The organism is Paenibacillus polysaccharolyticus, assembly GCF_023714295.1.
Classification (GTDB): domain Bacteria; phylum Bacillota; class Bacilli; order Paenibacillales; family Paenibacillaceae; genus Paenibacillus; species Paenibacillus polysaccharolyticus_A.
In genome coordinates, this window is record NZ_JAMAUN010000001.1 from 1,605,604 (window position 1) to 1,631,985 (window position 26,382).

General features: G+C 44.4%; 22 protein-coding genes. 17 read left to right on the top strand and 5 right to left on the bottom strand.

Annotated features, from left to right (window positions below):
• Window positions 1-208 precede the first annotated feature (208 nt).
• Together M3629_RS07415 and M3629_RS07420 are read right to left on the bottom strand one after the other, a co-directional pair.
• The gene (locus M3629_RS07415) at window positions 209-778 is read right to left on the bottom strand and encodes a GerMN domain-containing protein (RefSeq protein ID WP_251503659.1); all 570 of its coding nucleotides are present in this window, start codon (window positions 776-778) and stop codon (window positions 209-211) included.
• Window positions 779-826: 48 nt separating this feature from the next.
• A complete protein-coding gene (locus M3629_RS07420) occupies window positions 827-2,248 on the bottom strand; it encodes an N-acetylmuramoyl-L-alanine amidase family protein (protein ID WP_251503661.1) in 1,422 nt (473 codons plus the stop codon).
• A gap of 461 nt (window positions 2,249-2,709) precedes the next feature.
• Here M3629_RS07420 and codB point away from each other — a divergent pair, with 461 nt between their 5' ends.
• The 5 genes from codB (at window position 2,710) to M3629_RS07445 (ending at window position 8,471) form a co-directional block, all read left to right on the top strand.
• The gene (gene codB / locus M3629_RS07425; protein ID WP_251503666.1) at window positions 2,710-3,987 is read left to right on the top strand and encodes a cytosine permease; all 1,278 of its coding nucleotides are present in this window, start codon (window positions 2,710-2,712) and stop codon (window positions 3,985-3,987) included.
• On the top strand, window positions 3,956-5,230 hold the full coding sequence (locus M3629_RS07430; protein WP_251503669.1) for a cytosine deaminase: 1,275 nt from the start codon (window positions 3,956-3,958) through the stop codon (window positions 5,228-5,230). The genes codB and M3629_RS07430 overlap by 32 nt, the downstream gene beginning before the upstream one ends.
• A gap of 451 nt (window positions 5,231-5,681) precedes the next feature.
• On the top strand, window positions 5,682-6,746 hold the full coding sequence (locus tag M3629_RS07435; protein ID WP_154889021.1) for a polysaccharide deacetylase family protein: 1,065 nt from the start codon (window positions 5,682-5,684) through the stop codon (window positions 6,744-6,746).
• A gap of 208 nt (window positions 6,747-6,954) precedes the next feature.
• A complete protein-coding gene (locus tag M3629_RS07440) occupies window positions 6,955-7,443 on the top strand; it encodes an RNA polymerase sigma factor (RefSeq protein WP_251503672.1) in 489 nt (162 codons plus the stop codon).
• A 2-nt stretch (window positions 7,444-7,445) separates the two neighbouring features.
• A complete protein-coding gene (locus tag M3629_RS07445) occupies window positions 7,446-8,471 on the top strand; it encodes a hypothetical protein (protein WP_251503675.1) in 1,026 nt (341 codons plus the stop codon).
• Window positions 8,472-8,563: 92 nt separating this feature from the next.
• On the opposite strand, the gene M3629_RS07450 is transcribed toward M3629_RS07445, so the two are convergent.
• Window positions 8,564-8,914 (bottom strand): winged helix-turn-helix transcriptional regulator, encoded by a 351-nt coding sequence (locus M3629_RS07450; RefSeq protein ID WP_251503678.1) that lies wholly within the window; start codon window positions 8,912-8,914, stop codon window positions 8,564-8,566.
• Window positions 8,915-9,073: 159 nt separating this feature from the next.
• Between M3629_RS07450 and M3629_RS07455 the strand changes: the two genes are divergently transcribed.
• Window positions 9,074-9,988, top strand: a complete 915-nt coding sequence (locus tag M3629_RS07455; RefSeq protein WP_251504624.1) for a DsbA family oxidoreductase — start codon at window positions 9,074-9,076, stop codon at window positions 9,986-9,988.
• A gap of 261 nt (window positions 9,989-10,249) precedes the next feature.
• Here M3629_RS07455 and M3629_RS07460 read toward each other — a convergent pair whose 3' ends face one another.
• Entirely contained in the window at window positions 10,250-10,810 is a 561-nt protein-coding gene (locus M3629_RS07460; protein ID WP_435368199.1) for a GNAT family N-acetyltransferase, read from the bottom strand.
• Window positions 10,811-11,588: 778 nt separating this feature from the next.
• Between M3629_RS07460 and M3629_RS07465 the strand changes: the two genes are divergently transcribed.
• The 10 genes from M3629_RS07465 to M3629_RS07510 all read left to right on the top strand — a co-directional run bounded on the left by M3629_RS07465 (window position 11,589) and on the right by M3629_RS07510 (window position 22,688).
• Window positions 11,589-12,965: a cytochrome ubiquinol oxidase subunit I gene (locus tag M3629_RS07465; protein WP_251503685.1), complete on the top strand. Its 1,377-nt coding sequence runs from the start codon at window positions 11,589-11,591 to the stop codon at window positions 12,963-12,965.
• Entirely contained in the window at window positions 12,962-13,975 is a 1,014-nt protein-coding gene (locus M3629_RS07470; protein ID WP_251503687.1) for a cytochrome d ubiquinol oxidase subunit II, read from the top strand. The genes M3629_RS07465 and M3629_RS07470 overlap by 4 nt, the downstream gene beginning before the upstream one ends.
• 97 nt (window positions 13,976-14,072) lie before the next feature.
• Entirely contained in the window at window positions 14,073-15,833 is a 1,761-nt protein-coding gene (gene cydD, locus M3629_RS07475) for a thiol reductant ABC exporter subunit CydD (RefSeq protein WP_251504627.1), read from the top strand.
• On the top strand, window positions 15,830-17,587 hold the full coding sequence (gene cydC, locus M3629_RS07480) for a thiol reductant ABC exporter subunit CydC (protein ID WP_251503690.1): 1,758 nt from the start codon (window positions 15,830-15,832) through the stop codon (window positions 17,585-17,587). The genes cydD and cydC overlap by 4 nt, the downstream gene beginning before the upstream one ends.
• 194 nt (window positions 17,588-17,781) lie before the next feature.
• Window positions 17,782-18,588, top strand: coding sequence for a CPBP family intramembrane glutamic endopeptidase (locus tag M3629_RS07485; RefSeq protein ID WP_251503693.1), 807 nt, complete (start codon window positions 17,782-17,784; stop codon window positions 18,586-18,588).
• Window positions 18,589-19,079: 491 nt separating this feature from the next.
• Complete coding sequence (locus M3629_RS07490; protein ID WP_251503700.1) at window positions 19,080-19,724, top strand: hypothetical protein; 645 nt, start codon at window positions 19,080-19,082, stop codon at window positions 19,722-19,724.
• Window positions 19,725-19,888: 164 nt separating this feature from the next.
• Window positions 19,889-20,680 carry a MerR family transcriptional regulator gene (locus M3629_RS07495; RefSeq protein ID WP_251503702.1) on the top strand — a complete coding sequence of 264 codons (792 nt, stop codon included), beginning with the start codon at window positions 19,889-19,891 and terminating at the stop codon, window positions 20,678-20,680.
• Complete coding sequence (locus tag M3629_RS07500) at window positions 20,667-21,146, top strand: hypothetical protein (RefSeq protein ID WP_251503705.1); 480 nt, start codon at window positions 20,667-20,669, stop codon at window positions 21,144-21,146. The genes M3629_RS07495 and M3629_RS07500 overlap by 14 nt, the downstream gene beginning before the upstream one ends.
• Window positions 21,147-21,233: 87 nt before the next feature.
• On the top strand, window positions 21,234-21,971 hold the full coding sequence (locus tag M3629_RS07505; RefSeq protein ID WP_251503708.1) for a GAP family protein: 738 nt from the start codon (window positions 21,234-21,236) through the stop codon (window positions 21,969-21,971).
• A gap of 132 nt (window positions 21,972-22,103) precedes the next feature.
• Complete coding sequence (locus M3629_RS07510; protein WP_154985352.1) at window positions 22,104-22,688, top strand: hypothetical protein; 585 nt, start codon at window positions 22,104-22,106, stop codon at window positions 22,686-22,688.
• A gap of 891 nt (window positions 22,689-23,579) precedes the next feature.
• Here M3629_RS07510 and M3629_RS07515 read toward each other — a convergent pair.
• Window positions 23,580-25,088 carry an alpha-N-arabinofuranosidase gene (locus M3629_RS07515; protein WP_186812399.1) on the bottom strand — a complete coding sequence of 503 codons (1,509 nt, stop codon included), beginning with the start codon at window positions 25,086-25,088 and terminating at the stop codon, window positions 23,580-23,582.
• 278 nt (window positions 25,089-25,366) lie between these two features.
• Here M3629_RS07515 and M3629_RS07520 point away from each other — a divergent pair, with 278 nt between their 5' ends.
• Complete coding sequence (locus M3629_RS07520; protein WP_251503711.1) at window positions 25,367-26,305, top strand: ArsR/SmtB family transcription factor; 939 nt, start codon at window positions 25,367-25,369, stop codon at window positions 26,303-26,305.
• Window positions 26,306-26,382 lie beyond the last annotated feature (77 nt).

A 26,382-nucleotide genomic window follows, 5' to 3' on the forward strand; every position in this document is an offset into this window, starting at 1 on the left:
GCATGGTGTTTGTACACCGATTCGAAATGAAAAATGAAGTGTTGCGTCGTACGCTTCTGCAAAACGTCGAAAAACCTTGCCCCTGACTAGAATCAGGTAGCAAGGTTTTTTACGCTTTACAGTGTGGCAACCAACCGCTGAAGTTATCCACGCGTTGCCTTATTCATATCTTTGCTCTCGTAGACGCCATTTACCAGGCGCGATCCAATTATTCCGTACCACGAACGATGGGATTCTCCAATTCCACATGCCCCATCAGGCTCTCGCTTTGTTTTCCATCTACCAGAAGCTGAATGCTTTGGATGTCTTTAAACTGAAACATGGTTTGTTTCAACGTATCCAGGAAAAGAAGTTCGCCGCCAGAACCGAGTCTGGCTTCGTCGGGAATGTGAATGTTTAATGTAAGTGCGCCATCTGCTTCGTGAAACTCAAGTGATTCCAGCCCGATGTCACTCCACAACGAGATATACTCCGGGTCATCCGAGCGCTGCATCACATTAAACGCTTGTGTATATTTCTCATTATTGTTTGAAAATTCAATTTGAGCTTTTTTGGTTTTGACTTGCGTCAGTTCCGAGTCCACATAACCCACTTCAATTTCCTGTGATTCTTTTTTCTCGGCATCTGGTGCAGAGGGGGAAGAGCCGTTAGATGGAGTCGTATTAGGTGCAGGCTCCGCATTTTCAGGGGCTGTCGCCGGTTTATTGCCGCAACCGGCAAGGATGAGCAATACAGCCGTAAGGTAGAGCAGGAGCATAATATTTGTCTTTTTTTTCATCAAAGCACATCCTTATCTTCACATTCAGTTCTCGATTACATTCACTGTTCATTGCGATTGGTGTAAAAACTCCTTGATTCCGTCCACGATAGCCTGAGCTGCTTTATTTTGAACACTGTCGGAAAGCATTGCTTGCTCTTCAACGAGATTGCTTAGGAATCCAATTTCAAGCAGTACAGCGGGCATCGTTGTATTGCGAAGCACTTCCAAATTGCCGTTCTTAACCTTGCGATCCTTAAAGCCTAACGCTTCTATGAGATGTCTGTGTACGATATCTGCCAGTTCTTTACTGCTGCTTCGTTTGTAATAGTACGTCTCGGTGCCTGTGGTCTGTGGTGAGGCTTTCACGCTGTTTCCATGGATGGATACAAACACATCCGCGTTTAACGTGTTAGCCAGCTGCACCCGCTCTGGGCGGGTAGGGTAAACGTCTGTGTCACGTGTCATTACAACTTCAATATCCGGCTCCTGGATTAGAAGAGCTTGAACTTTGAGAGCTAGCGGCAACGTGAAATCTTTTTCTTGTGTGTTGGAGATGCCGATGGTGCCTGGGTCTTTGCCACCATGCCCGGGATCAATGACAACGATTTTTTTGCCACCTTCATTTCCAACGGGGCTGATTGGAACGCCGATCGTAGGTGTAAGCGCTAAGTCAAGAATTAGTTTGCCACTGACATATTGAGAATTGACCTGCACATCGCTCAAATTATTCAACTCAATGACAACTCTAACTTGAGCCGGATCATTTTTGAAAAGGGCATATCGAACTTCTGTTACATTTGCAATACCGCTAACATCAAGCTTACCCATCGTACCCTGTTGTAATGTTGACCCGATATCTCCAAAGGTGGTATTCGGCAGATCAACCACGATACGATCAGGATTGGATAGTCTGGTGATCTGTGGCGTAACCTCTTTGTCAACAGATACAACAAGCTGCTGATTAGCAAAGCTGAGATCATTAACTTTGCCCCATACGATGTTATTTCCTACGCCTGGAACAGTGGGTGCAGGGGATGGCTCAGCAACAGGAGGAACGTCAGTGCTTGTCAGGCCAACAATTTTTTCTTTGTTATTCCAGCTTACGGACAGTCCCATCTCTTCACTGACGAAACGAAGGGGAACAACGACCGTATTTTTGATTAATTTCGGTGCCGTGTTCAGAGTTACTTTTTCATTCTGAACCCTAGCTTCTTTCTTGCCAACGTTGAGAGACAGGATCTTGGCATTTTGTTCAATGCTCACATTCTGACTCTTCTGATCCCATTTTACGTTGAATTTCAAGTTCTCAGCAACGACACGAATGGGAATCATGACATTGTTGTTTACATTGACAACTTCGACATCTGACGGCAACACAAGCTCCTGACCGTCCAATATAATTTTAGTTTGCGGGGCAGCTTGTCCCACATTGGGCAGGACAATCAGAAAAAATAAACTGAACAAGAGTACACTTACGAATTTTCTCATTTCACACCTCAATTTAATTATGCTTGTGACAATATTCTACATTTATGCGAATTGTTCCTGCTACGTGCTTCATTCTTTTTTAATAAATTACATCCTATTTTGACGTAGCAAGGGAAGACGTGGAGACCAAGCTACGACAGGAATTATGAGTTAAATACCGGCTTCTAGCGATGCGAATATTAATGGATTTGGATGAAAATGACATTGACAGTCAACCATTTTTCCAAAATAATAGAATGTAATTGAATACTGGTACCTTTAATTCAGTCCAGAGAGGCTGGCAAGGGCAGCGGATTTTGTAATCACGCGAGAATCAGAGCATTTCCTGCACAGGAATGTTCTGTGTCTTCGCGCGGGTTATGATGCATAAAGAGGCTACTTGTCAGCGTATAAGCGTGACAAGTAGCCTCTTTTTCTGCTTTTTTTATGGTATCAGAACACTTTTAACTGGAGGGTTTCTGATGAGCAAACAAGATCAAGAGTTTTCATGGCAAGAGGTTCCGAAGGCACAACGCAATCATTTCTGGAAGACGTTATCCGTCATGCTTGGATTCACGTTTTTCTCGGCTAGCATGCTGGCTGGTGGGACACTTGGTGTCAGCCTCACCTTTATGGAATTTATGGCGATCGTGCTGGCAGGTAATCTGGTGCTTGGCATCTACACCGGGGCGCTGGCGCATATCGCTGCCAAGACAGGATTGTCCACCCATTTGCTGGCGAAATATTCGTTTGGTGAAAAAGGATCTTATCTGCCTTCCTTCTTGCTCGGTTTTACACAGGTTGGATGGTTCGGGGTTGGGGTGGCGATGTTTGCCATTCCGGTTGCCAAAGCGATGGACTGGAACGTATACTTGCTGATCGTTGTATTTGGTCTGGCAATGACCGCATCCGCGATCTTCGGTATGAAGTCTCTTGTTATTCTTGGTTACATTGCGGTACCTGCCATAGCGATTCTCGGAGGGTACTCCATGTTTGAGGGAGCTGGCTCGCTCGGCGGGCTACAAGGGCTGCTGGATTACACGCCAACGCAGACGCTTACCGCGGCCGCAGCGCTCACCATCTGTATCGGTTCTTTCATAAGCGGCGGGACGCTCACGCCAGACTTTGCACGGTTCTCCCGGACGTCGCGGCAGGCGGTTACGGCGACGGTGATTGCATTTTTCCTCGGTAACTCACTCATGTTCTTGTTCGGGGCTGTCGGCGCGATGGCGTACAATCTGGCTGACATCTCAGAAGTTATGTTCCTGCAAGGGCTAATTATTCCTGCAATTATCGTACTGGGCCTCAACATCTGGACAACCAACGACAATGCTTTATATGCTTCGGGTCTTGGTTTTGCCAACATTACGAAAATATCGAAAAAATTCTTTGTTATCGTTAACGGGATCATCGGGACCGTATTTGCGATGTGGATGTACAACAACTTCGTGGGTTTCCTGAATGTGCTCGGCGCAGCAATTCCATCGATTGGAGCAATCATCATTGCGGACTATTTCATTGTAAAACGCAGATCGTATGCACCATTTGCCGACATGAATTTCAAAAAAGTAAACTGGGTTGCTATGGTTGCATGGGCTATAGGTGTAGCATTTGCGCAACTGGCTCCCGGTGTAACACCGCTTAATGCGCTGATCGGTACAGCCGTAGCGTATGTAATTCTCATGGCTATCGTGTCCATGACATCATCCAAAGAAAAGGGGAAAACACATGATTATACAGAACGCAAAATTGCGGGGTAAAGAAGGCCTATGGAATATCGTCGTCAGAGACGGGAAGTTTGAGCAGATTACGCAAGAGCAACAGCCAGCTACGGATACCAATGAAGAGACACTGGATGTTGGCGGAGCACTGGTGCTGCCACCATTCATTGAACCACATATTCACCTGGATACAACGCTGACAGCAGGGGAGCCGGAGTGGAATCTGAGCGGTACGTTGTTCGAAGGTATCCAGCGCTGGTCGGAGCGAAAAGCATTTCTGACCCATGAGGACGTGAAAACACGTTCCAAAACAACTTTGAAATGGCAGATGGCGCAAGGCATTCAGCATGTGAGAACACATGTAGATGTGACAGATCCAAGCCTGATCGCCGTTAAAGCGATGCTTGAAGTAAAGGAAGAATTGGCACCGTATATCGATATTCAATTGGTTGCTTTCCCGCAGGAAGGCATTCACTCTTATCCAAACGGTGTGGAGCTGCTGGAAGAATCACTTAAAATGGGCGTGGACGTTGTCGGCGGCATTCCGCACTTTGAGTTTACGCGTGAGTATGGCGTTGATTCCATGAGAGTGGCCTTTGACCTGGCTGAAAAATACGACCGTCTCATCGATATTCACTGTGATGAAATTGATGATGAGCAATCCCGTTTCATCGAAGTTGTTGCCAAGGAAGCATATGAACGCGGACTAGGCTCCCGCACAACGGCAAGTCACACAACAGCAATGGGATCTTACAACGATGCGTACACATACAAGCTGTTCCGTCTGCTGAAGATGGCCAATCTGAACTTTGTGTCCAATCCGCTGGTGAACATCCACCTGCAGGGACGTTTCGACACGTATCCGAAGAGAAGAGGACTGACTCGGGTGAAGGAACTGCAAGAAGCGGGCCTGAACGTTTGCTTCGGCCATGATGATATCTTCGATCCATGGTATCCGCTCGGTACGGGCAATATGATGCAAGTACTACACATGGGCATTCATGCTTCACAGTTGCTGGGATACGACCAGATTGTGAATTCCATCGACCTGATTACGAAAAATAGTGCCAAAACACTGCACATTGAGGATCGTTACGGTGTTGAAGAAGGCAAGCCAGCAAACTTCGTCATTTTGGAAGCGGAGAATGAATACGAGGCGGTTCGCAAACAGGCAGCGGTTCTGTACTCTTTCAGAGAAGGACGTAAAATTGCGGAAACAAAACCGCGTGATACATCCATTATGTTGGATGGTAGCCTTGAAAAGGTTACCTTTAACAAATAAATAGTCACAGGATGCCTCTCTAATTGTGTTCCGTCCAACACAATAAAAAATGTGAATTCGACCGATTTTTACAGAGAAAGTGATCTCCTTGATACAGGTCTAAACCCTCGATATTCTACGTGGTGTTAACTCTGTATCAAGGTTTTTCTTTATTTTGGATACAACATTAGAAAGAGGCTAGTAGAATGTAATGAGAACATGCCGGAAAATAAATAGGATATATTGTAATAATTTGAATTTACTTCAATTAAATGATCGTTTATACTAGATTCAACCCGCGCAAAGTGCTAGAAACATCATAATGATAGATTAAAACTATCCTTTTATGTAAGCGCTTTTATCGGGAATGATTTTGGTTAAAGAGAAGGGGGGAAAAGCGAAGTACAGCAGTAAGTCATCCCAATTGAACCAGAATAAATATTATGTTAACCAATTAACTGGAGGTGTATTCATGTTTAAATCCAAGCTCATTAAAGCTGCCATGTCTGTTGCCCTTTTAGGTTCGTTATTCGCTATTCCGCCGCTGCCTTCTGCGACTGCAGCCGATGCCCGTTGTCCTAATGGTTATGTAGGTCTGACCTTTGATGACGGCCCTTCCAACAATACCAACAATATACTTAATGCATTGAAACAGTCAGGTCTGCGCGCAACCATGTTTAATACCGGACAAAACTCGCAAAACAATCAGGCTTTGGTTCGTGCGCAGGTATCCGCCGGCATGTGGATTGCCAACCATTCCTATACGCATGCGGATATGACGAAGCTGAATACTTCTCAGATGGCATCTGAGATTACACGTACACAGCAGACCATTCGTTCCATTACCGGTTCATCGCCTTCACTCTTCAGACCCCCCTATGGTGCTACTAACGCAACGGTGAAATCGGTCATCAGCCAGAACGGTTTGAGAGAAGTGTTGTGGAATGTCGATTCGCAGGATTGGAATGGTGCGAGTGCCTCCCAGATAGTAGCTGCGGTGAATCGTATGGCAAGTGGAGATGTTATTCTGATGCATGATCAGTACCAGACAACACTTCAGGCTATTCCTCAGATTGCTCAAAATCTGAAAAACCGAGGCCTGTGTGCCGGTATGATCTCTCCATCCACCGGACGAGCTGTTGCACCGGATGGGGCAACCAATAATCCACCCGCAACGACGGTAAGAATCGAAACAGAAAATATGACCAAGAGCGGACAGTATACCGGCAATATCAGCTCTCCGTTCAACGGTGTTGTCTTGTATGCGAACAATGACGCTGTGCGGACGACGCATAACTTCTCAAGCGGGACGCATTCATTCGCATTGCGAGGTGCGTCGAATAATGCCAATATGGCCAGAGTGGATCTAAAGATTGGCGGGCAGACGAAAGGTACGTTTTATTTTGGAGGCAGCAGTCCCGCAGTGTATACGCTGAATAATATCAGTCATGGCACCGGAAATCAGGTGATTGAGCTGATCGTAACAGCAGATGACGGTACATGGGACGCATATCTCGATTATTTGGAAATAAGTTAGTTTGTGAATCAACCCATTTAAAGCGGGGCATTTTACCGTTAATTTTAATACGAAATGGGCTATTTCAATGACACGCACTTGGTAGTGTGTCGTCAGCGAAATAGCCTTTTTTGCGTGTTTTGCAAGCGGAGATAAAAAAAGTGAAAACAAAATGTGACCAAATGTCGTCCGTAAGAGTGTTTAGGGTATAAAGGAGGGCACAACAACCATGCAGCAAACCATATCCCAACCAAGTGATGAAGTCACGAACATCTATGATACATACGCGGATACGCTGTTCCGGATTGCAATGGTTCACCTCGGCAGGCGGGAAGACGCGGAAGAAGCCACTCAGGATACGTTCATTAAATGGATGGAAAAAGCGCCTGCGTTCAACGATGCGGAACATCAAAAAGCATGGTTGATCCGAGTGATTACCAATCATTGCAAATCCCTGCTCCGTAAAGGCTGGCGTAAACGGGAAGTCAAGCTGGAAACCGTGGAACCCGTCATGATGGATAATCCTGAAGATCAGGCTTTGATTGAACTGGTGTTGTCTCTGCCCGTGAAATATAGATCGGTAGTTCATCTCTATTATTACGAAGACTATGGCATCCGGGACATTAGCCAGATTTTAGAGATTAGTGAATCAGCTGTGAAGATGAGATTGCAACGGGGGAGACAACTATTAAAACTGGAGCTTGAGGGGGAGGAATAACCATGAACGAACAACAATTCAAACAACGATATAAGAAAGCGGTGGATCAGATGAAACCAGATGACCAGATGAAAAAAAGAATTGACCAGAACGTGAATGTCCAGCGTCAATCAACGAAACGTCCTCGTAAATCGCTGTACATCGCAGCGAGTGTTGTGGTCGCAGCAGGTATTGGGCTGGCAGCACCGACAGTTTGGCAACAATGGGGTGGAACGACTGCACCTGCAAATGAGACAGCGTTAAAGACTGGAGAGGTTATCAAAGGCTCGATTTCCGATGGTCAGACCGTGATCAAGACTGAGAATTCAAACATAGTTCCTGTAGAGATTCCGAAGATTGAGATGCCGAGTGGGGATAACCAGAATGTTAAGGCAGACATGCTTGGATTGGTTGTTTATGATGGTAATGTCTATACCGAATCTGCGACAACAGTGGAAGGTGCAGATGCCTTGGCGCTACGAGGTGAGAAACTGGGCAAAACGACTGGTGGCATCCATGAGCTAAGTGGTAAGGATGATTACAAAGAGCTGGCCTCGACGATTGGTACAGCAGATATTTACACCGTGAACGGATACGATTCTGATTTTCGGATTATGTCTTATACGGAAATAGACGGACAAGTTTACGCCCAATTGTTCGATAAAACCAATGGTATGTCGATTAGCAGCGGCACCGATCTAATTGGCAAGCTTAACATCGAGGGTCATGTGACTGCAGCGCAGGGGGAGAGCTTTGATAGCTGGAATAATGGGCTGGGGCAGCTACAGCAGCTTCCGGCAGACGAGTCACTGAACCGTTTTATTGAAGCATTGTACAAAGCAACACCGGTTGCAACAAGTTCTGAACTGGAAGAACGTCTCTATGGCAAAGAAGATCGCAAAATGATTTATTTGACCCTGAAAGATAAAACAAAGGTTCAGCTTGTGTTGTTCGGTGAGGAAGGCATGGTGCGTTACGGTCATGTACCTGTATTTTTTGAAGTAGAGCAGGGGGCATTTAAGCAATTATGGAAAAGTTTGAGTAAATAAAAGGATTATCAAAATTCATCCATAAATTGATGAGGGCAGCCGTAGCCGGGTGCCCTTTTTAATACATGAATTGTCAGAAAGAGAAATTCAGCTTATACTGTCTCGGTTTTCCCTGTGCCTGCATTCATATTTCTTTGACCCCATAACACCATCGATTCAATTAAAGGAACCAGTTCTTTACCTGATGGTGTGAGTGAATATTCGACTCTTGGCGGAATTTCGTTATATTGCTCCCGATGCACGATTCCGTATTGAATCAAATCTTTCAAACAATTGGTTAACATCGTTGGTGTGATGCCCGGCAGTCTTCTTTTTAATTCGTTATATCGAATAGCGTCATCTTCACTTAGAATCGCCAGAATTGGCAGATTCCACTTGCCGCCAATCACTTGAAATGCATAAGTAGCCGGACAGAGTTGCTCAAAATTAAAATCATATTTCACACAAAAACCTCCAAGCCAAAGTTGTTGTTCCGGTCCATTAGTATACTTTTTGATACTTAGTCAGAAAAAGAATCGTACTTGTTCTGTAGATTGTAGACATTATAATCATACTAACACAAAGTCAATTCAATAGATAAGATCAAAAAGGATGGGATAATGATGAGTAATGAATCCATGATGTGTGATTTGGAAACGGGTGTATGTGGTGTAAGTGATGAAGAAGAAATGCAAGTGATTAATCTAAAGCAGGAAGAGAAAAAAATAACACTTTATTATGCTACAGACCCCATTTGCTCACACTGCTGGGCACTGGAACCTGTGTTGAATCGTTTTATAGAAGAGTACGGTCATTATTTTAATGTGGAGACCAAAATGGGTGGTTTGTTAGCGAGCTGGGAAGGGTTCTCTGATGGGGCAAATGGCATTTCGAAACCTGCAGATGTGGCAGGGCATTGGAGAGAAGTAGGTGAGCACTCACGGATGCCGATTGACGGTTCCGTGTGGCTTGAGAACCCAATCCAGTCATCCTATCCGCCTTCTCGTGTGTTTAAAGTCATAGAGCGCATGTATCCTGGGAAAGAACAAGCCTTTCTAAGAGTTGCACGTGAAGCCGTATTTGCGATGAATCAAAATATTGGAGAAGATGATGTGCTGATCGACCTTGTGAATGGGCTAGGGCTGAATGGAAAAGAAATCGTGGCCAGTGCTGCTCAGCAATCTGCACAAGACTTGTTGGAAGAAGACTTTGAGATGACTACCCGGCTAGGCGTAAGAGGTTTCCCATCCATTATGATTGTCAACAAGGAGCAGCAAGGCATTAAAGTGGTTGGGGCTCGCCCTCTGGAAACCTACGTTCAAGCGCTACAACAGATTCTGGGTGAAGCGCCGAAGCCGAAGAAGATTGCTACATTGTCTAACAGAATCAAAGAAGGACATCTTCTGTTCTCTAGAGAAATTGAAGTACTGTATGACGTAGAGAAGGATCGTGTGGAGTCATTTGTACAATCTGAATTAGAAGAGGGCACCTACCAAGTAAGGCATATCTTAAATGAAATGGCTGTTCAGCGGGTGTAACTGACTCAGGAAAAAGATAGAAATAGAATTAGTACATTTATCCATGTATTATTGCAAATTTCTCGAGGTCTATATTCAAAAAAAGTCACATTAATACATGTGAATATGAGTTGGTTAATATAGGAAGTGTATCTCTGATCTGAATCCACATCGTAAAATAAATGTATTTTATTCGTTCACTTGGTCTGGTCTGATATTGAAGTAAAAGCAGCTACCTTGGATGGTAGCTGCTGTTATCTGTTTTTAAATAAATAGACCGCTTTAAAACAGGTTCTTGAAATAAACCAGATGATCCGTCCATTCCTCATGTTCATGTATAAAACCTTTGCGAATACATTCAAACTCCAGACCGACACTTTCAGCCAGCTTGATGGACGGCAGGTTATCCAGATTGATATGTGCTTCCAAACGGTGGAATTTTAAAGACTCGGCTGCAATACGGAGGACCTGACGTACTGCTTCTTTGCCGTATCCTTTTTTCCAGTGCTGATTGTGAATCGTGTACCCAAAGCTCGCCCACTGAAAAGGTTCTCTCGCCAAGGTGGCAATATCGATCATGCCCAAGTGAGTGCCATCTTCTTTGCGGAAAACTCCAAAGACATATACTTTATCGTTAAACGCCAGTTCCTGATGTCTTGCTACCAGACGCTCGAACCATTCTAATGTACATTCGCTCATATCCATTTTTCCAGGATCGTGTCGATGCTGGGAGGGAGAACGGCTCTCGAATTCGTGAAGCCAGTTCTCGTAATCTTTATCTTGTAGTGGGCGGATCACGAGTCTTTCGGTCTCCGACATATAATCAAATTTGTCTTTAAACATACTCATTAGAACATCTCCTTACGCTAGGTATCGTTATTAATCGTTATGAATTGCATGTCTCTCTGTCGGAGGACAGAAGTAACACTAGTGTAACACAGATCATTTCTAATATTGGTTGGATAATCTCTCAAGGATTCAAACTCAATCAATGAGCAATCAGCTAATATCATTAACACGGCATATCACGGCTAAGCTAGATAATGCAATAGCCCTAAAGGGTGATTGTGCTTATTTTCACGAAGTTGTCAGAAAGAGTTGAGCCTTTCTTGAACGTTTAACAACGAAGACGTATCAGCGATTGAATTGCTTAAAATTAAGGATATAATAATTTTGATTAATAGGTTTAAGCCAATGATTAAGACGCTGTGTGATCAGAGAAGAAGAGACATCCAACCTTGGATAGCGTTCAAGGGTTACAGGATTAAATGCACGGGACATGTGGCAACCTATCCTTGTATTTTGGTTTGTGATTTTTTTCTCATAAGTTATTGGTATCGCTTGCCTATAACCAACTTGCGATTCGCTTGAAAGCTAACGACTAACTAATTTACACAAAAACGGAGAGGACAGAAAAAACCTGAAAAAGCGAAGCTAAAAGCTTTCTGCAAGAAAGCTACATCGGAAGCATAAGCTTAGCGCCTTTATCACCGGATTTCCCCTTTAAAAAGGGAATCAAAAAAATCTGGGGATAACAGCGATTGTAAGGTTATTCTGTCATCGGAGTGGATGTGTAAAACAGAAGAAGCAATGAATGGAATTTGAGAGGAGGCAATACAAAATGGCAGTCGATACGGTGTTATGGAGCAGACTCGTAACGGGTCTGACACTTGGATTTCACGTTATTTTTGCAACACTTGGTGTGGGTATACCTTTGATGATTGCGATTGCTGAATTTATCGGTATTCGGAAGAAAGACCCCCACTACATACTTATGGCGAAAAGATGGTCACGAGGTTTTGTCATTTCGGTGGCTGTGGGGGTGGTGACAGGTACAGCGATATCGCTACAGCTGGCCCTGGTGTGGCCGAACTTTATGAAGCTGGCAGGTAATGTCATTGCATTACCGCTATTTATGGAAGTGTTTGCCTTCTTTTTTGAAGCCATCTTCCTAGGCATTTATCTCTATACATGGGATCGATTCAAAAACCCGTATATTCACTGGCTGCTGACGATTCCCGTTGTTGCCGGAGCAGGGATGTCCGCAGTTTTCATCACAACCGTGAACGGGTTCATGAACCAACCGGAAGGATTTGTGGTGCAGGCTGGTCAATTTACAGCGGTTAATCCCGTGCAAGCCATGCTGAATACAGCAACGTTCTCTAAAGTGTTCCATGTCTTAAGTTCGGCTTATCTGACAGGAGCGGCTTTGCTCGCCGGGATCGCGGCTCTTGCGATGTTGAAGAGAGGGGTATCTGCTTACCACAAGAAAGGCCTAAACCTGATGATGGCCGTAGTTCTGGTATTCAGTTTGCTGAACACACTTGCTGGAGATGTATCTGCAAAGTTTTTGGCTGAACACCAACCGGAGAAGCTGGCAGCAGCAGAATGGCATTTTGAGACAGAGAGCGGCGCTGATTTGATTCTGCTCGGGTGGCTGAATGCAGAACATGAGATTATAGGCGCGTTACATCTGCCCAAGTTGCTCAGCTTTCTGGCCTTTGGAGACTTCAATGCAGAAGTCACCGGGCTGAACGAATTTCCACCCGATGAACAACCGCCACTACTGGTGCATTATCTATTCGATTTAATGGCTGGCATCGGATTTGCTCTACTGGCCATCTCCAGCCTATATTTCCTGTTTGTGTTATGGAAGAAGCGTAATCCGCTGAACAAATGGCTGCTTGGCCTAGTTGCACTCAGCGCACCGCTTGCTTTCCTCGCTGTAGAGATGGGCTGGTTCTATGCGGAAATCGGGCGGCAGCCATGGATTATTCGGGGGTACATGCGTGTCGAAGAAGCCGCCACATCTTCTCCGAGTGTGCGAATTTTATTTTTTGTTTTCTTGCTTTTGTATATCGTGCTTGGTGTAATCTGTGTTCTCGTGTTGAAACGATTGTTCAATAACAATCCTGCTGAGCTTGAAATGGAAAAATGGTTGCAGGCCAAACCAAATAAAACGACAACAGTTGCAGAGAAAGGAGAGCCATCCCCATGAGTTATGAGTTAATTGGTATTTCAGTGCTCTGGCTCTTCCTGTACGGATATCTGATCGTTGCTTCCATTGATTTTGGGGCTGGATTCTTTGCCTTTTATGCACGTCTAACGAAACAGGATCATCTGATTAACCGTTTGATCTCTCGTTATCTATCGCCCGTATGGGAGATTACGAATGTATTTTTTGTCTTTTTCTATATTGGTATCGTTGGATTTTTCCCAGATACGGCCTCTTATTATGGCGCAGCCTTGATCGTTCCCGGAAGTATTGCCGTTATACTTTTAGCAATCCGTGGCTCGTTCTATGCCTTTGAAAATTACGGTTCCAAGAACAACATCGTGTACCTGTTTTTATATGGGGCAACGGGTTTGTTGATTCCGGCATCTCTGTCCGTAGCCCTGACCTTGTCGGAAGGTGGTTTCATTCTGAAGCAGGGAGAGACGGTTTCACTGGATTACTGGGCGTTATTCACCAACCCGTTATCCTGGAGCATCGTTGGACTAGCGATTGTCTCTGTATTGTTTATCAGTGGAACTTTTCTGACCTTCTACGCCTCACGGGCTGAAGATCAAGGTGCCTTGAAGCTCATGCGGAATTATTCCTTATTTTGGAGCACTCCTACGATTATTTTAGCGCTGACTGCATTTATATATTTGGGTCAGCACAATGAACGTCATTTTCAAAATATGATGGATCTCTGGTGGCTGCTCGCCTTATCCGTCGCTTTCTTCATGGTTGCCATGTGGCTGCTGTATAACGAACGCCGCCACGGACTTGCTTTTATTTGCATCATGCTACAGTTTTTCTGTGCGTTCTTTGCCTATGGCATCGGTCAGTATCCATACATCCTTGATCCGTACATCACGATTCAGAGCAGTGCTACCTCGCCAGCTATGGGTTTCGCATTGGTTGTCGTCTTTATCGGAGGATTATGTCTGCTCATTCCATCTCTGATTCTGGTGTTCAAACTGTTCCTGTTTGATGCGGATTATGTCAAAGGAAACAAATAAAAAGGAGGGTCGCCCTGTGAAAAGGCAAAGGAAAGAGCGAACCAAACAGCAAGGAAAACAGTCGGGTCGGCAAAAATCGATTCTGATTCAACAGCAGATGTCTTTACTTCGAAAAAGTAGACTTCTCCTTATGGCCTTTTCACTGGCCCTTGGTGCAGCGATCATAAGCCAGGCTGTATTTATGGCAGAAGCTGTACAGCGTATTTTTGTAGAAAAGGCGTCCTTATCATCGATCATGCCACTTCTCGGGTTATTACTCACCGTTATGGCTCTACGTACGCTGTTAACATACGGCAACGGGAAGGTTGGTTTGCATATGGCTGCACGTGCCAAAACCAATATGCGTGCCAAGGTGTTACAAAATCTGACTCACGCTTCCATGTTCTCTGCATTGCAGGGACAGACAGGAGGCAAGGTCAGCGTTGCCCTAGACGCCGTCGATGAGGCGGACAGCTATTTCAGTCAATACATGCCACGTATGATGGAAGCTTCGATGATTCCGATTGTGATTCTGGTTGTTGCCTTCACACTACATGCCAACACAGGCTGGATTCTGTTGTGTACAGCACCGTTTATTCCATTGTTCATGATTCTTGTTGGCTTGCAGACCAAGAATAAATCTGAAGAAAAGTATGCACAGCTGGCGGAGTTTTCCGGCACGTTCCTCGATTCGCTTCAAGGTCTGGTGACATTGAAAATATTCGGACGGGTGAATCGTCAGCAACAAGAGATCGAACGCAGCAGTCTGGGTTATCGGGATAGCACGATGAGCATTTTGAAGATTGCTTTTACGAATACGTTTATGCTTGAAGCGATTGTCATGTTAAGTATCGGTATCGTTGCGTTAGAGCTTGCCATTCAGCTACTCGTGTATAAATCAATGACCTTTCATACCGCTTTTCTGTTGTTGTTGCTCGTTCCCGAGTTCTACAGTTTGTTAAAAAATACAGGTACCGCCTTTCACAGCGGTCGAACAAGCATGGGCGCTATTCGTAAGGTGGAGCAACTAATTGCGGAAAGCGAACAACGAAAAGAGAATTCACAGCCTAAGGAAAATGAGAAAAAGTCGTCACATCAGCAATTATTGACCGGACCTGCGTCAGCGAAGTCAGATATGCCGTCATTCATTGCATTAAAAAATGTCCGGTTTCACTATGTCCCAGGTTCGTTTGCACTTGAAACGGGATACGTATCGATAAAACCAGGAGAAAAGCTCGCCATTGTTGGTCCAAGCGGCTCAGGTAAAACAACCTTATTAAGCCTGATCTCCGGTTTGTTACATCCAACCTCGGGAGAAGTTTGCATTAACGGTAGACCGCTTGTACAAATGAACGAGGCCGAATGGTTTAAACAAATCAGTTATATTACACAACATCCCTATATTTTTGCAGGCACATTAGCCGAAAATATAGCTATAGGTTCAGGAAGTGATGAACCCCGTGCGGAGATAGAAAAAGCGGCTGAACAAGCTGGACTCACTTCACTTATTACTCAACTGGATAAAGGATTGGATACCCCTGTTGGGGAAGGAGGCCGTGGACTTTCTGGGGGAGAAAAACAAAGATTAGCTCTCGCTCGCGCTTTTCTGAAAAAGCCTGCCCTCATCCTGTTTGATGAACCAACAGTTGGGCTCGACCTTCGCACCGAACAGATTCTACAGCGTTCTATCGCAGCATTGTCACAACAGGCCACCATCATTACGGTAGCGCACCGATTATATACGATTCAGCAAGCGGACCAGATTTGGTTCATGTCGGATGGTGAACTTGCAGATTCGGGAACACATCAGGAGCTACTAGAACGAGTGCCTGGATATGCCGAAATGGTGCAAATTCAGAGAACAGGAGGGATCGCATGAAAGAGTTAGCTGTTCTGTCCAAGGCGATGATGCAGGAGCGCAAAGATATTTTGCTCTCTATATTATGCGGATTCATTGCAGGTACAGCAGGTGTAGCCCTTTTCTCCGCAAGCGGATACCTCATCTCGCAAACGGTATTTGCACCGCCACTGTACACCTTGATTGTTCTAACGTCGATGGTCAAACTTCTCGGATTCGTGCGAGCGGCTAGCCGTTATGGGGAGAGACTTGCTTCTCACCGGGCAACCTTTTCTATCCTCAGCCGTTTACGAACCTCATTTTTTGCCAAGCTTATACCGGTTACGCCTGGAATTTTGAACAAAAACCGAAGCGGGGATCTGCTGGCACGAATCGTAGGAGATGTAGAGAGTTTACAACATTATTTTCTGCGTGTTGCTTATCCGCCTATTATGGTGGTGATGGTATTCCTGAGCACCGTCCTGTTTACAGCGATTTTTTCATTCTGGATTGCGTGTTTGCTCATCGTGGGCATGTTGATTACAGCTTTTGTTGTCCCAAGCCTGGTACTGATCGGTCAACGTAAAATCAACAAACGTGTGCGCGAGCACCGGGCAACGCTATCTACGGAGGTCACCGAAGTATTGTATGGTTTTCGTGATTTGAAAGTATATGGGCAATTGGCAGAGCGTGAGCGGCAGCTTCAGCAGGCTTCGGCCGAACTCGCAACGCAGCAACAAAGAGCCGCTACACAATTGGTGCTGGGACAATCCATGCATATTTTTGTCACTTATCTGGTCACATGGGGTGTGCTAGTAATCAGTGCTTTTCTCATTGCAGACGGAGTCTTTGCCGGTGTGTATCTTGCGATGTTGATTCTGGCAACCCAAACGATGTTTGAAGAATCCGCAGCAATGGCCGTGTTACCAGCGTATAAGTTGGACAGCGAACATGCTGCGAAACGTTTGGCTGAGACGGTGCCTGAACCGCAGACCAATGGGCATGTTAGTCAGGCTCATTCATCAAAAACCCATTTATCTCTGCAAGTCGATGCAGAAGCGGAAGCGGTAACGATTGAACTGTCTCATGTTTCTTTTCAATATGAAGGGGAGTGGAGATCTGCGCTAGATGACGTCTCACTCTACCTTGCAGCTGGCTCCAAAACGGCGATTGTCGGTCCAAGCGGCTCTGGAAAATCTACGATTTTAGATTTACTTCTCAAGCTACGGACATCTGGTGCTGGCAACATAAAATTCAATGACATTTCGGTGAATGAGTTGAATGAAAAATGCATATGGCAAAATACACATGTTGTGTTGCAACAGAGCCACTTTTTCCGGGGAACGATTCGGGATAATCTGCTACTCAGTGGTGAGACTCACTCCGATGAATATGTGCAAGATATACTCCATCAAGTTCAGCTTTCTAATGTATCCTTGGACGACACCGTATACGAAAAAGGAGAAAATCTGTCCGACGGTGAGAAGCAGCGGCTGGTTCTGGCTCGTGCCATGTTGCGCAAGGGCAGATTATGGTTGCTGGATGAACCAACCTCTTCGCTGGACTACGTTACGGAAGCACGTGTATTACAGACCTTGCTGACACAGGCGGCAGAGGACACGCTGCTACTCGTCTGTCACCGTTTGACGGGACTTGAACGGATGGATCAGATTGTGGTCATGGATCAAGGCCAGATTGTCGAAACAGGCTCCTTCGAGGAGTTGATGGAGCGTAAGGGTTATTTTTACGAGATGAAGAAGATTGAACTGCAGATGGTTGGAGAGCAAGGAACTTAAATCTATAAAGAAAAGCCGCACATAAGCGGCTTTTTTGCGTTAGATTCGAAACTACCAAACGGCTAAACGGTTACTTTGCTCCAAACTATTGTAAATACAACGATCCATTACGAAGGATTGCTTGAAAGCAATATTCACGTCATACATATATACTAAGGGTAACTAGTCCAATCATGTGAGGAGGTTCGGTTGAAGTGAGGAAAATAATGCAGTTCCCGCTCGTATGGATGTTTACAGGTGTTATTCTCCTGGGCCTGTCCAGCTTCATGACCCAAAAGTTGTTCGTTGATTCGCAAGGCATACTGTCGATTATGCTGGCACTTGCTGGAGGTATCGTCTCCATTGCGATCTACTGGTTAGTAATGAAATTCATGGCAGGGCGCAAGGTACAGGAATTACAACTTCGACATGCAGGAATCGAGTTGATATTAGGCTCGGGAGTTGGTCTTATCTTGATTGGGGTTTCTGTCGGGATCATCACGTTGCTTGGTGGATACAGCTTTACATGGTCAGCGACGAACGCGGTTGGTTCTATTTTGGCTTTAGCGATTGGTGCGGCCATTGTGGAGGAATTGATCTTTCGAGGCCTATTCCTGCAAGCAATTGAAAAACGACTTGGAAGCTGGTTTGCTTTGGCAATAACTTCACTATTTTTCGGTTTGGCTCATCTGCCAAATCCCGGAGCAACACTTTGGAGTTCAGTTGCCATTGTCATTGAGGCAGGCATTTTGCTCGGAGCCGGGTTTCTGTGGCGGCGTAATCTGTGGTTTGTCATGGGACTTCATTTTGCATGGAATGCACTGGAGGGAATGCTGGGAATACCGGTATCGGGCATAGCGACACAAGGCTTTTTTGATGTACAGCTAACCGGATCACCATGGTTGACAGGTGGAAGCTTCGGACTGGAGGCATCCATTGTACCGATTATCGTCAGTTTGCTGATCGCCATCCCTATGCTGATTAGCGCGTATCACAAAGGAAATATGAAGTCCAAAAGATAGGCGAGCAAACCGCACTTTTTTTTCGGAATGTTAACAAAAAAAACTTACGTGAACGTGAGGGCAAACCGCGAAATGGTTTGTCTTTCATTTTTATGTTTTCACAGAATGCCTGTCACATCTGACAGCCGAGCAGATCACCCCGATTTTCGGACAGGCGCTGAGAGACACGGAGACGGAGATCCAAAGGCTACAGGACACCAAAATATTTATTGAAAAACTGCTGGATGAAAAAGAGCAGATTCCTAAGCAAGTTTCTCAGGCAACAGAAGGTTCAATTAAAATATGAAGAAATAACTCTTAATAGTGATGTGCGCATCGCCTTTTTGGAGTTTTATTTTGTTTTATCCGTATTCTTCAATACGCGTATTTTATTTTATCACCTAAAATTATACAAAAAGACCTGGTACTTCTGGTATAATAGTAATTTCTATAAAGGTATCTTGATTATCCGTTCTACAAGTAATCCATCATGAAAGGAATGAAGGCCGGGAGTGAGTAGGTGGGAAATTGTTTCTTATGTTGCTATATTTGTTTACACGCTTGTGATGTTGTTGAATGACCAATCGATTTTACTAGTGTTAGGTACAGTGCTGGTTGCTGGACTCATTATGTTTAGCATTTTTGTTTTATATCCTATGGTCTGGGAAAGACGTATGGATCGGTTGGAGGCTTTTTTAAGAAGAAAACAAAATGCGCCCTATATTTATATTAATTATGCGACAGCCAACAGGTTGGATGAAGAAGTTGAGCTCACGATGGAAAAGCTGATGAGCAATACATCAGCCAGCAAGTCGACGATGGCCAACTATCAGGCAGCATACGGTGCTTACCGGAAGGATCTGTTTACCGTGAGAAAAGCGGTACGCGAGATGCGTAAATCGGTTTATCGTACATACTATGAAACGTTTGTCCTGATCGAAGAAGGAGAGACTGAACGAGCCAGAGAGCATTTAAGTTCCATTAAAAGAGTGTGGATGCAATTTGCCCTTCTAGCCGAAATTGAGCGTAAGCTGAATCATTACAAGGAAGCCGAAGAGTTGGCTGCGCAAGCCGTACAAGCTAGTAAAGGAGTTAATCGATACGCGATGACGAAAGAATATGAAAGATATTACTCTAAGGAACAGCAGGCGCAATGATAGAGTGAAAATCAACCAGAGAGAACGACTGTAGCACCACGGGGACGATGCCTAGCATCGTCTTTTTTTGTTTTTGCTCAGCCGTAATTATTTATTGATAATTTAGGACTTTACCCTAACGTATACGTTATTGTTTATAATGTTTTCAGGAAGGGGAGGTAAGCATGATTCTGATCGGAGAATTAGCGAAAAAAACAAATATTAGCAAAAGAACACTTCATTATTATGAACAGATCGAACTGTTACAACCGACACTTATTACGGAGAATGGGTATCGATACTATGATGAAAGTGCCATTCTTCGCCTGCAAAAAATTCTTCTGTTGAAGTCCATCGGCTATACATTAGAACAGATTAAAGAACTGTTTCAGAACCAAGAAAATAAGGGAGAACATGAAAACTGGGTAGCCTCTTTAAACGAACAAATAGAGCTGATTGAACAGAAAAAAGAAGAATTAAGCCGGAAGCAATATTATCTCAGATCAACCCTTCATACGTTGAAATTCGGAGGAATGAGCGATCTCGAAAGTTTATTGCAGATTATTTCCCAAATGGAGGATCGGCCGCTCTCTGAAGGAATAATTCGTGCCGAATTCAGCGATGATTTACAGTTAACATCCAGGGAAATGGATATACTGAATCATCTGCCTATTCTCGGGAGTAACGATCCGCGGATGGAGGAACTTTTAACTATTTTCCAACGTGTACGATCCGTAATGCCCTCATCTCCCTATTCTGAAGAGGTTCAAGTCATTGCGAAGCAATTGTATGAAACAGTATTGGAGCTATTTGATCATGATGAAAAATTACTCGACAAGTATTGGGAACTTATCAATCCAACAAATGCTTCTGAGCCTGTAGTCATGGGCATGGATGAAGAATTCACGTCCTATGTTGATGAGATGATCCGCTTTTTTCTAACACAACGAGAGGACAACGCTCATGATGGAGAGTAAACAAAAGAGGATTGGAAGTAAAAAGTTTTGGCTTCTATTATTGCTCTCAGGTCTAATCATGTTATTTACAGCTTGTGGAATGACAGCAGAAGATACTGTAAATGAACTGAATCATGAGGAGTCCAAACAAAATACAGCGCATGACTCGGATGGAATCGTCGTTGAGGTACTTGTTGAAAGTGATGTTAATTCAGCATCTGATCTGGAGGTAGCCATCAATGCTCGAAAAAATCCGGAGAGTGTATATTGGGATACGATTGAAGTTCCATATCAAGAGAGATTTGTTATTCCAAAAGATACGTTCATCCCTCTGATCTCCACTCATGTTAGGGCAAAAGCAGATGACAGTGCAAGCTGGATAAGCTGTTCCATTAAGTATGATGGAGAGTTAGTGGCATCTCACAAGTCCCGAGGGAGCGATGCGAAGGCTGTCTGTGAGAAGAAGTTCCAGCTGGGGCCAGGATAACTTCACTCGGAGGTGGAGGTCCTGTTCTATGTTCTACTATTTTGTTCCAGCAAGTGGTTAAAATCATAACAGAGAGTGAGGCACATCATGACGTTAACAGCAATACTATCTACCCTTGTACTGCTGGCACTAATAGATTCAACGAGTTTGGGCACTCTCTTGATTCCTGTCTGGTTACTGATGACACCCGGGCGTGTTCGAGTAGATCGGTTTTTGATCTATTTATTCACAGTGTCCGGTTGTTACTTTGCAATTGGCCTGATTATTATGTTTGGAACGGATGCATTTCTAAACAACTACGCACCTCTAATGGTATCTAAACCATTCCTGTTAGGACAATTGGCGATAGGCATATTGTTAATGATCATAAGCCAACTCATGGATACCAAGAAATCCCGTGCTCGTGCTGCGGAACGTGCAGCGAGTGGGGGCGGTTATATTTTCAAATGGAGGACTCGCTTTACAGGGGAGGCGGTTTCCAGCAAAATCTCTATTACTATACTTGTTGGACTTGCACTGACTGCGGTCATCCTGGAACTGGGAACAATGCTGCCTTATCTCGCAGCCATTGGCATATTAGTGACGGAAGGACCTGCTTGGCCTATGTCGGGTATCCTCCTACTGGGATATTGTTTGGTTATGATATTACCTGCGTTCATTTTGCTGGCAGGACGATTGCTCGCTTACCCTTTTTTAAAACAACCTTTAGCAAAAATAGATAATTGGCTGATGAAAAATGCTCAGCGTGCTGCAGCCTGGATTATAGGGATTGTTGGCTTTCTCTTATCGGTTAACGCTATTTATGATCTAGGTTGGGTTCAGTAATCTGTATGGTATGAGCCGTGTTGACAGCATCCGTATCTTCATACTTTCGGCACACGGATGTGCTATTCGCACAGGCAAGTCGTCCACCCAACGCGTAGACTGAAGTAGATCAAGTCGAGTGAGGTGAATACCATGGCTAAGACCAATGAAATACACGTCAAGGCAAAACGATTCAAGGATCGTCCGGTCTGCGTGACTCTTCATAATGGTGAGACGTACATCGGGTACATCTCTGGCGTGAGTAACGAAGGCGTAGAGCTTACCGGAGGCGGAAAATTAACACAAACTCCAACGTCCCCAGCAAGGAAAACAGTTGCTGCACGGAGTAATTCGCCTAAAATGAAACCCCGGGCTACCGGAGCGAATAAAAACGCATCCTCCCCGAGACGAAAAAAAGTCAATCATTCCCGCAAGTCATCCGCATCATCTCGAATAACTTCCCGTAGGACGTCACGTCAAGCGCAAGTATCATCCTTCATGCCTATGATGGGCTCCTTGTTGGGCGGCCTCGGCGGAGCCGGATCATTTGGAGGTATGCTTGGAGGCGGCATGCGTTTGTTCGGCATGATTCAGCGTTTTGTGCCTGTTGTGAAAATGGGCTACGGCATGATTAAACAAATCCAGCCGTTTATGGGAGCTGTGCAAGGTTTGATGTCACCCGCAAGCCAAGCTCAAGAAAATGAAGATGAGGCTGAAGCGGAAATTCAACGGGGGTAACAAGAGTAAACAAGTAAAAAAGTACAGTATAAAGAACATGTTGATGTTTGAGCAGGAGAGAAGATAAGTAAGCGCTCCTAAGTCGCTATTATAGCGGCTTTTTTTTATCGTTTAAGTTTTTTTCGAATTTGATAAAGATTCAATAAGGGAGAGTAGATTCAGTGAATTCAGAATTTTCGAGTGGAGGGAGCATTGTTAAGTATTACAGAAAAATCATTCCAAATTACTGGGTATATTTATTGTTACCGCTTGGAGCGATTGCAATAACGTCTCTGTTTGATTATGTAATCAAGTTCGATTTCTTTAGGGTGAAGAAATGATCCTCAAAGCCTGTTAGATTAACTTTAAAAGTCGAATGTAGCATAACATGTAAGATAAATTTCTTTAACTCGTGGCAAGTTGCTCTCCGTACTTCATGTGAAGAGAAGTTTTTTAAGCCAAACGTGCTAACGATCACCAGGAAGCTTATTTGGGTAGATATTGAGCTTTGAACATTCTAACGATTCTGAGAGAGCTTATTTTGTTGAAAAGACGTGATTTCACCTTAAAAACACCCAAATTGTCCAAAATAGCGTTTCCTGTGATCGTTAGAATAAAAAATGACCTCAAAGGAGCCAAATAAGCTCCGCTGAGATCGTTAGAATTTAGGTTAGACACCCAAGCCACATATCTAAGCTACATAAGTGTGTGTCTTAAACCCACTGAAGTGCTTCTTTTATCGCCTCTTTGTCCCCGCTGTGTCACTCTACTGACGTACTCCGGCACGCCTGCGGTGAACCTTCCTGGCTTGGAACAAAATCAATCAAAATTGGATTCCTTAAAGGCTATGCCAAGGTTAAAGCCCAGAAGCAGGTATGCTCTGGGCTTTTGGATATTGCGCGATTTGCGGGATTAAGCTTGTTTTGTTTTCAAACGGATCACGTTCCATGATGCTTTGTTCAATACAGCTTGTACTTTACCTTGATCGACGGTTGTATGTCCGCCGTTGTGAGGCAATACGTTACGTGGGTTTTCTTTGGTATTGCTTGCTTTCAGGTCGTTGCTTTCCAGGACAATGTGCTCCACAAATGTCGTTTCTCCGAAGGAGCGAAGATCAACATTCAGTTCCATTGACTCGTCAAGATGTCTGTTCACCGCAAAGATGGTAATGGTGCCATTTTCCTCATCATGCACACTGATCGATTCCAGATAAGGTACATCCGTGAAGTCTTTGGAATCATATTTCGGTGAAGATGTGATGGAACGCAGAACTGTACCACGTCCGAAGTTGGAGGCGTGCAGGAACGGGAAATACGTCGTTTGTAACCAGATTGCGCCGTTATTTTCCGTCATGATTGGTGCGATCGTGTTAATCAACTGCGCAAGGCAAGCCATTTTTACACGGTCAGCATGTTTGAGAATGGTGATCAGGTAACAACCTACAGCCAGCGCATCTTCATGCGTGTACACATCTTCGAACTCTGGAGGTGCAATCTGCCAGCGTTCTTCCATACGGCTTGTACCAATGGATTTCCACACATTCCATTCATCCAGGGAGAGCATCAATTTCTTTTTGCTCCGTTTTTTGGCTTGTACAAAATCACAGATCGAAGCCACACTATCAATAAATTGATCCAGATCCAGTGAGGTTGCAAGGAAATCATACGTGTTGTCTTTATTGTTATTGTAATACTGATGCAGAGACAAGTAGTCTACATTTTCATAGGTAAGATCAAGCACGGTTGCTTCCCAATCTGCAAATGTCTTCATGTCACGGCTGGAGCTACCACATGCAACGAGCTCGATCTCTGGATCAACCCATTTCATCGCTTTGGCTGTTTCATTGGCAATACGGCCATATTCATATGCGGTCATCGCACCAATCTGCCAAGGACCGTCCATCTCATTACCGAGGCACCATGTTTTGAATTTATGTGGATCTTTATATCCGTGAGAGATACGCAGGTCACTCCAGTACGTTCCGGAAGGGTGGTTGCAATATTCAACCAGATTTCGAGCTGCATCGATACCGCGGGTTCCCAAGTTAACAGCCATCATCACTTCCGTACCTGCCAGCTTGGCCCAATCAGCAAATTCGTTCGTGCCCACAGCATTGGTTTCAATCGTCCACCAAGCCAGCTCAAGTCTACGTTTACGGTCAGCTACTGGACCCACGCCGTCTTCCCAGTTGTAACCGGATACGAAATTGCCGCCCGGATAACGAACGATGGGTACGTTAAGCGCTTTAATTGCTTCAATAGCATCCTGACGGAAGCCTTGTGCATCTGCGGTTGGATGACCTGGATCATAAATACCGCCATACACGGCACGTCCCAGATGTTCAATAAATGAACCGTAGACACGAGGGTCTACTTCAGCAATCTGAAAGTCTTTATCGATCAGCATTTTGGATTTAAGCATAGTGAAAACCTCCATAAGATTAATTTTATAGTGCACGTGATTGATTTTGTAATACATATCATCGTTTGTAATGTCATATGATATCACTAATCTATATTGAATTCGCCTAAAAGCAAAATCAATACATTGATTTGTTATCTAATATGTATCATAATGCGGATATACAGAGCAAGTTCATTTTACACAGTTCGCTAAATAGCGAATTCTAAATGTGAGAAATGAGATACCAAATGTACAAGTTGATATAAAAGCTGAATATACAAAAGGAAGTGAAGTCGATGATGCTTGGAACAGATGCATCTTCATTGCTTGTCTACGAGGCGCTGGCAAGTGAACCTCGTTTAAATATTGTACGTTTGTTGCTAGAGAATAGGGAAATGCATATCAACGCACTCGCCCAAGAGCTCTATCTGAGCAAAGCCATTGTCAGTACACATGTTAGCAAACTTCAGAAGGCTGGCATTGTAGGTAGCCGAATGAAACGAGAGAACGGGGGGACCTACAAATATTGTTATATTGTAAAAGAGTTCATGACGATTAATTTATCACCTTCAGTACCTATGGATGCATCGTATTATGAAGTGTCTATACCCGTTGGGCATTACACGGATTACGAAGCATGGCCGACCTGCGGGCTGGCAACGACAACTCAGATGATCGGCCAATACGACACACCTGCCTGTTTTATGGACCCTGATCGGGTTAACGCGGCAATTCTGTGGATGGCACGAGGTTTTCTCGAATATAAGATTCCCAATTATCTTCACAATGATCAGCATCTTCGCGAGATTGAACTTTCACTCGAACTTAGCTCGGAAGCGCCCAAGGTTAATGAAAACTGGCCTTCCGATATTCGTTTTACGCTTAACGGCAATGATCTCGGTACATGGACAAGTCCTGGCGATTTCGGAGACCGAAAGGGCAAGCATACTCCACTATGGTGGAAACTGGATGTGAATCAATACGGCGTGTTAAAAGTACTGCGCATCAACGAGGATGGTACGTTTATAGATGGTCAACAAATTTCGGATGTCACGATCTCGGATCTGAATCTACGAGCAGCTACCTATTGGACATTTGGCTTAAAACCCGAAGAGAGCGCAGCAGGTCGAGGTGGGCTGACCCTATTTGGAAAAGGGTTTGGCAACTATGATCAGGACATTCTGATTCGATATTATTATGATAATGCTCTAGAAAACAACACTTCAGAAGAATAGAATGTGCAATTTGGTATCAACCTATATAAGGTAAGTGTAAAAGCCGACTTAAACGAAGCATATACCCATTCCAGCGT

Excerpts from the sequence above, each read along its gene's own strand:
- M3629_RS07510 (WP_154985352.1), top strand. The coding sequence starts at position 22,104 with ATGGCTAAGACCAATGAAATACACGTCAAGGCAAAACGATTCAAGGAT.
- M3629_RS07470 (WP_251503687.1), top strand. The coding sequence starts at position 12,962 with ATGAGTTATGAGTTAATTGGTATTTCAGTGCTCTGGCTCTTCCTGTAC.
- M3629_RS07430 (WP_251503669.1), top strand. The coding sequence starts at position 3,956 with ATGATTATACAGAACGCAAAATTGCGGGGTAAAGAAGGCCTATGGAAT.
- M3629_RS07455 (WP_251504624.1), top strand. The coding sequence starts at position 9,074 with ATGAGTAATGAATCCATGATGTGTGATTTGGAAACGGGTGTATGTGGT.
- cydC (WP_251503690.1), top strand. The coding sequence starts at position 15,830 with ATGAAAGAGTTAGCTGTTCTGTCCAAGGCGATGATGCAGGAGCGCAAA.
- M3629_RS07465 (WP_251503685.1), top strand. The coding sequence starts at position 11,589 with ATGGCAGTCGATACGGTGTTATGGAGCAGACTCGTAACGGGTCTGACA.
- M3629_RS07515 (WP_186812399.1), bottom strand. The coding sequence starts at position 25,088 with ATGCTTAAATCCAAAATGCTGATCGATAAAGACTTTCAGATTGCTGAA.
- M3629_RS07495 (WP_251503702.1), top strand. The coding sequence starts at position 19,889 with ATGATTCTGATCGGAGAATTAGCGAAAAAAACAAATATTAGCAAAAGA.
- codB (WP_251503666.1), top strand. The coding sequence starts at position 2,710 with ATGAGCAAACAAGATCAAGAGTTTTCATGGCAAGAGGTTCCGAAGGCA.
- M3629_RS07460 (WP_435368199.1), bottom strand. The coding sequence starts at position 10,810 with ATGTTTAAAGACAAATTTGATTATATGTCGGAGACCGAAAGACTCGTG.
- cydD (WP_251504627.1), top strand. The coding sequence starts at position 14,073 with ATGTCTTTACTTCGAAAAAGTAGACTTCTCCTTATGGCCTTTTCACTG.
- M3629_RS07500 (WP_251503705.1), top strand. The coding sequence starts at position 20,667 with ATGATGGAGAGTAAACAAAAGAGGATTGGAAGTAAAAAGTTTTGGCTT.
- M3629_RS07520 (WP_251503711.1), top strand. The coding sequence starts at position 25,367 with ATGATGCTTGGAACAGATGCATCTTCATTGCTTGTCTACGAGGCGCTG.
- M3629_RS07420 (WP_251503661.1), bottom strand. The coding sequence starts at position 2,248 with ATGAGAAAATTCGTAAGTGTACTCTTGTTCAGTTTATTTTTTCTGATT.
- M3629_RS07505 (WP_251503708.1), top strand. The coding sequence starts at position 21,234 with ATGACGTTAACAGCAATACTATCTACCCTTGTACTGCTGGCACTAATA.
- M3629_RS07415 (WP_251503659.1), bottom strand. The coding sequence starts at position 778 with ATGAAAAAAAAGACAAATATTATGCTCCTGCTCTACCTTACGGCTGTA.
- M3629_RS07445 (WP_251503675.1), top strand. The coding sequence starts at position 7,446 with ATGAACGAACAACAATTCAAACAACGATATAAGAAAGCGGTGGATCAG.
- M3629_RS07440 (WP_251503672.1), top strand. The coding sequence starts at position 6,955 with ATGCAGCAAACCATATCCCAACCAAGTGATGAAGTCACGAACATCTAT.
- M3629_RS07435 (WP_154889021.1), top strand. The coding sequence starts at position 5,682 with ATGTTTAAATCCAAGCTCATTAAAGCTGCCATGTCTGTTGCCCTTTTA.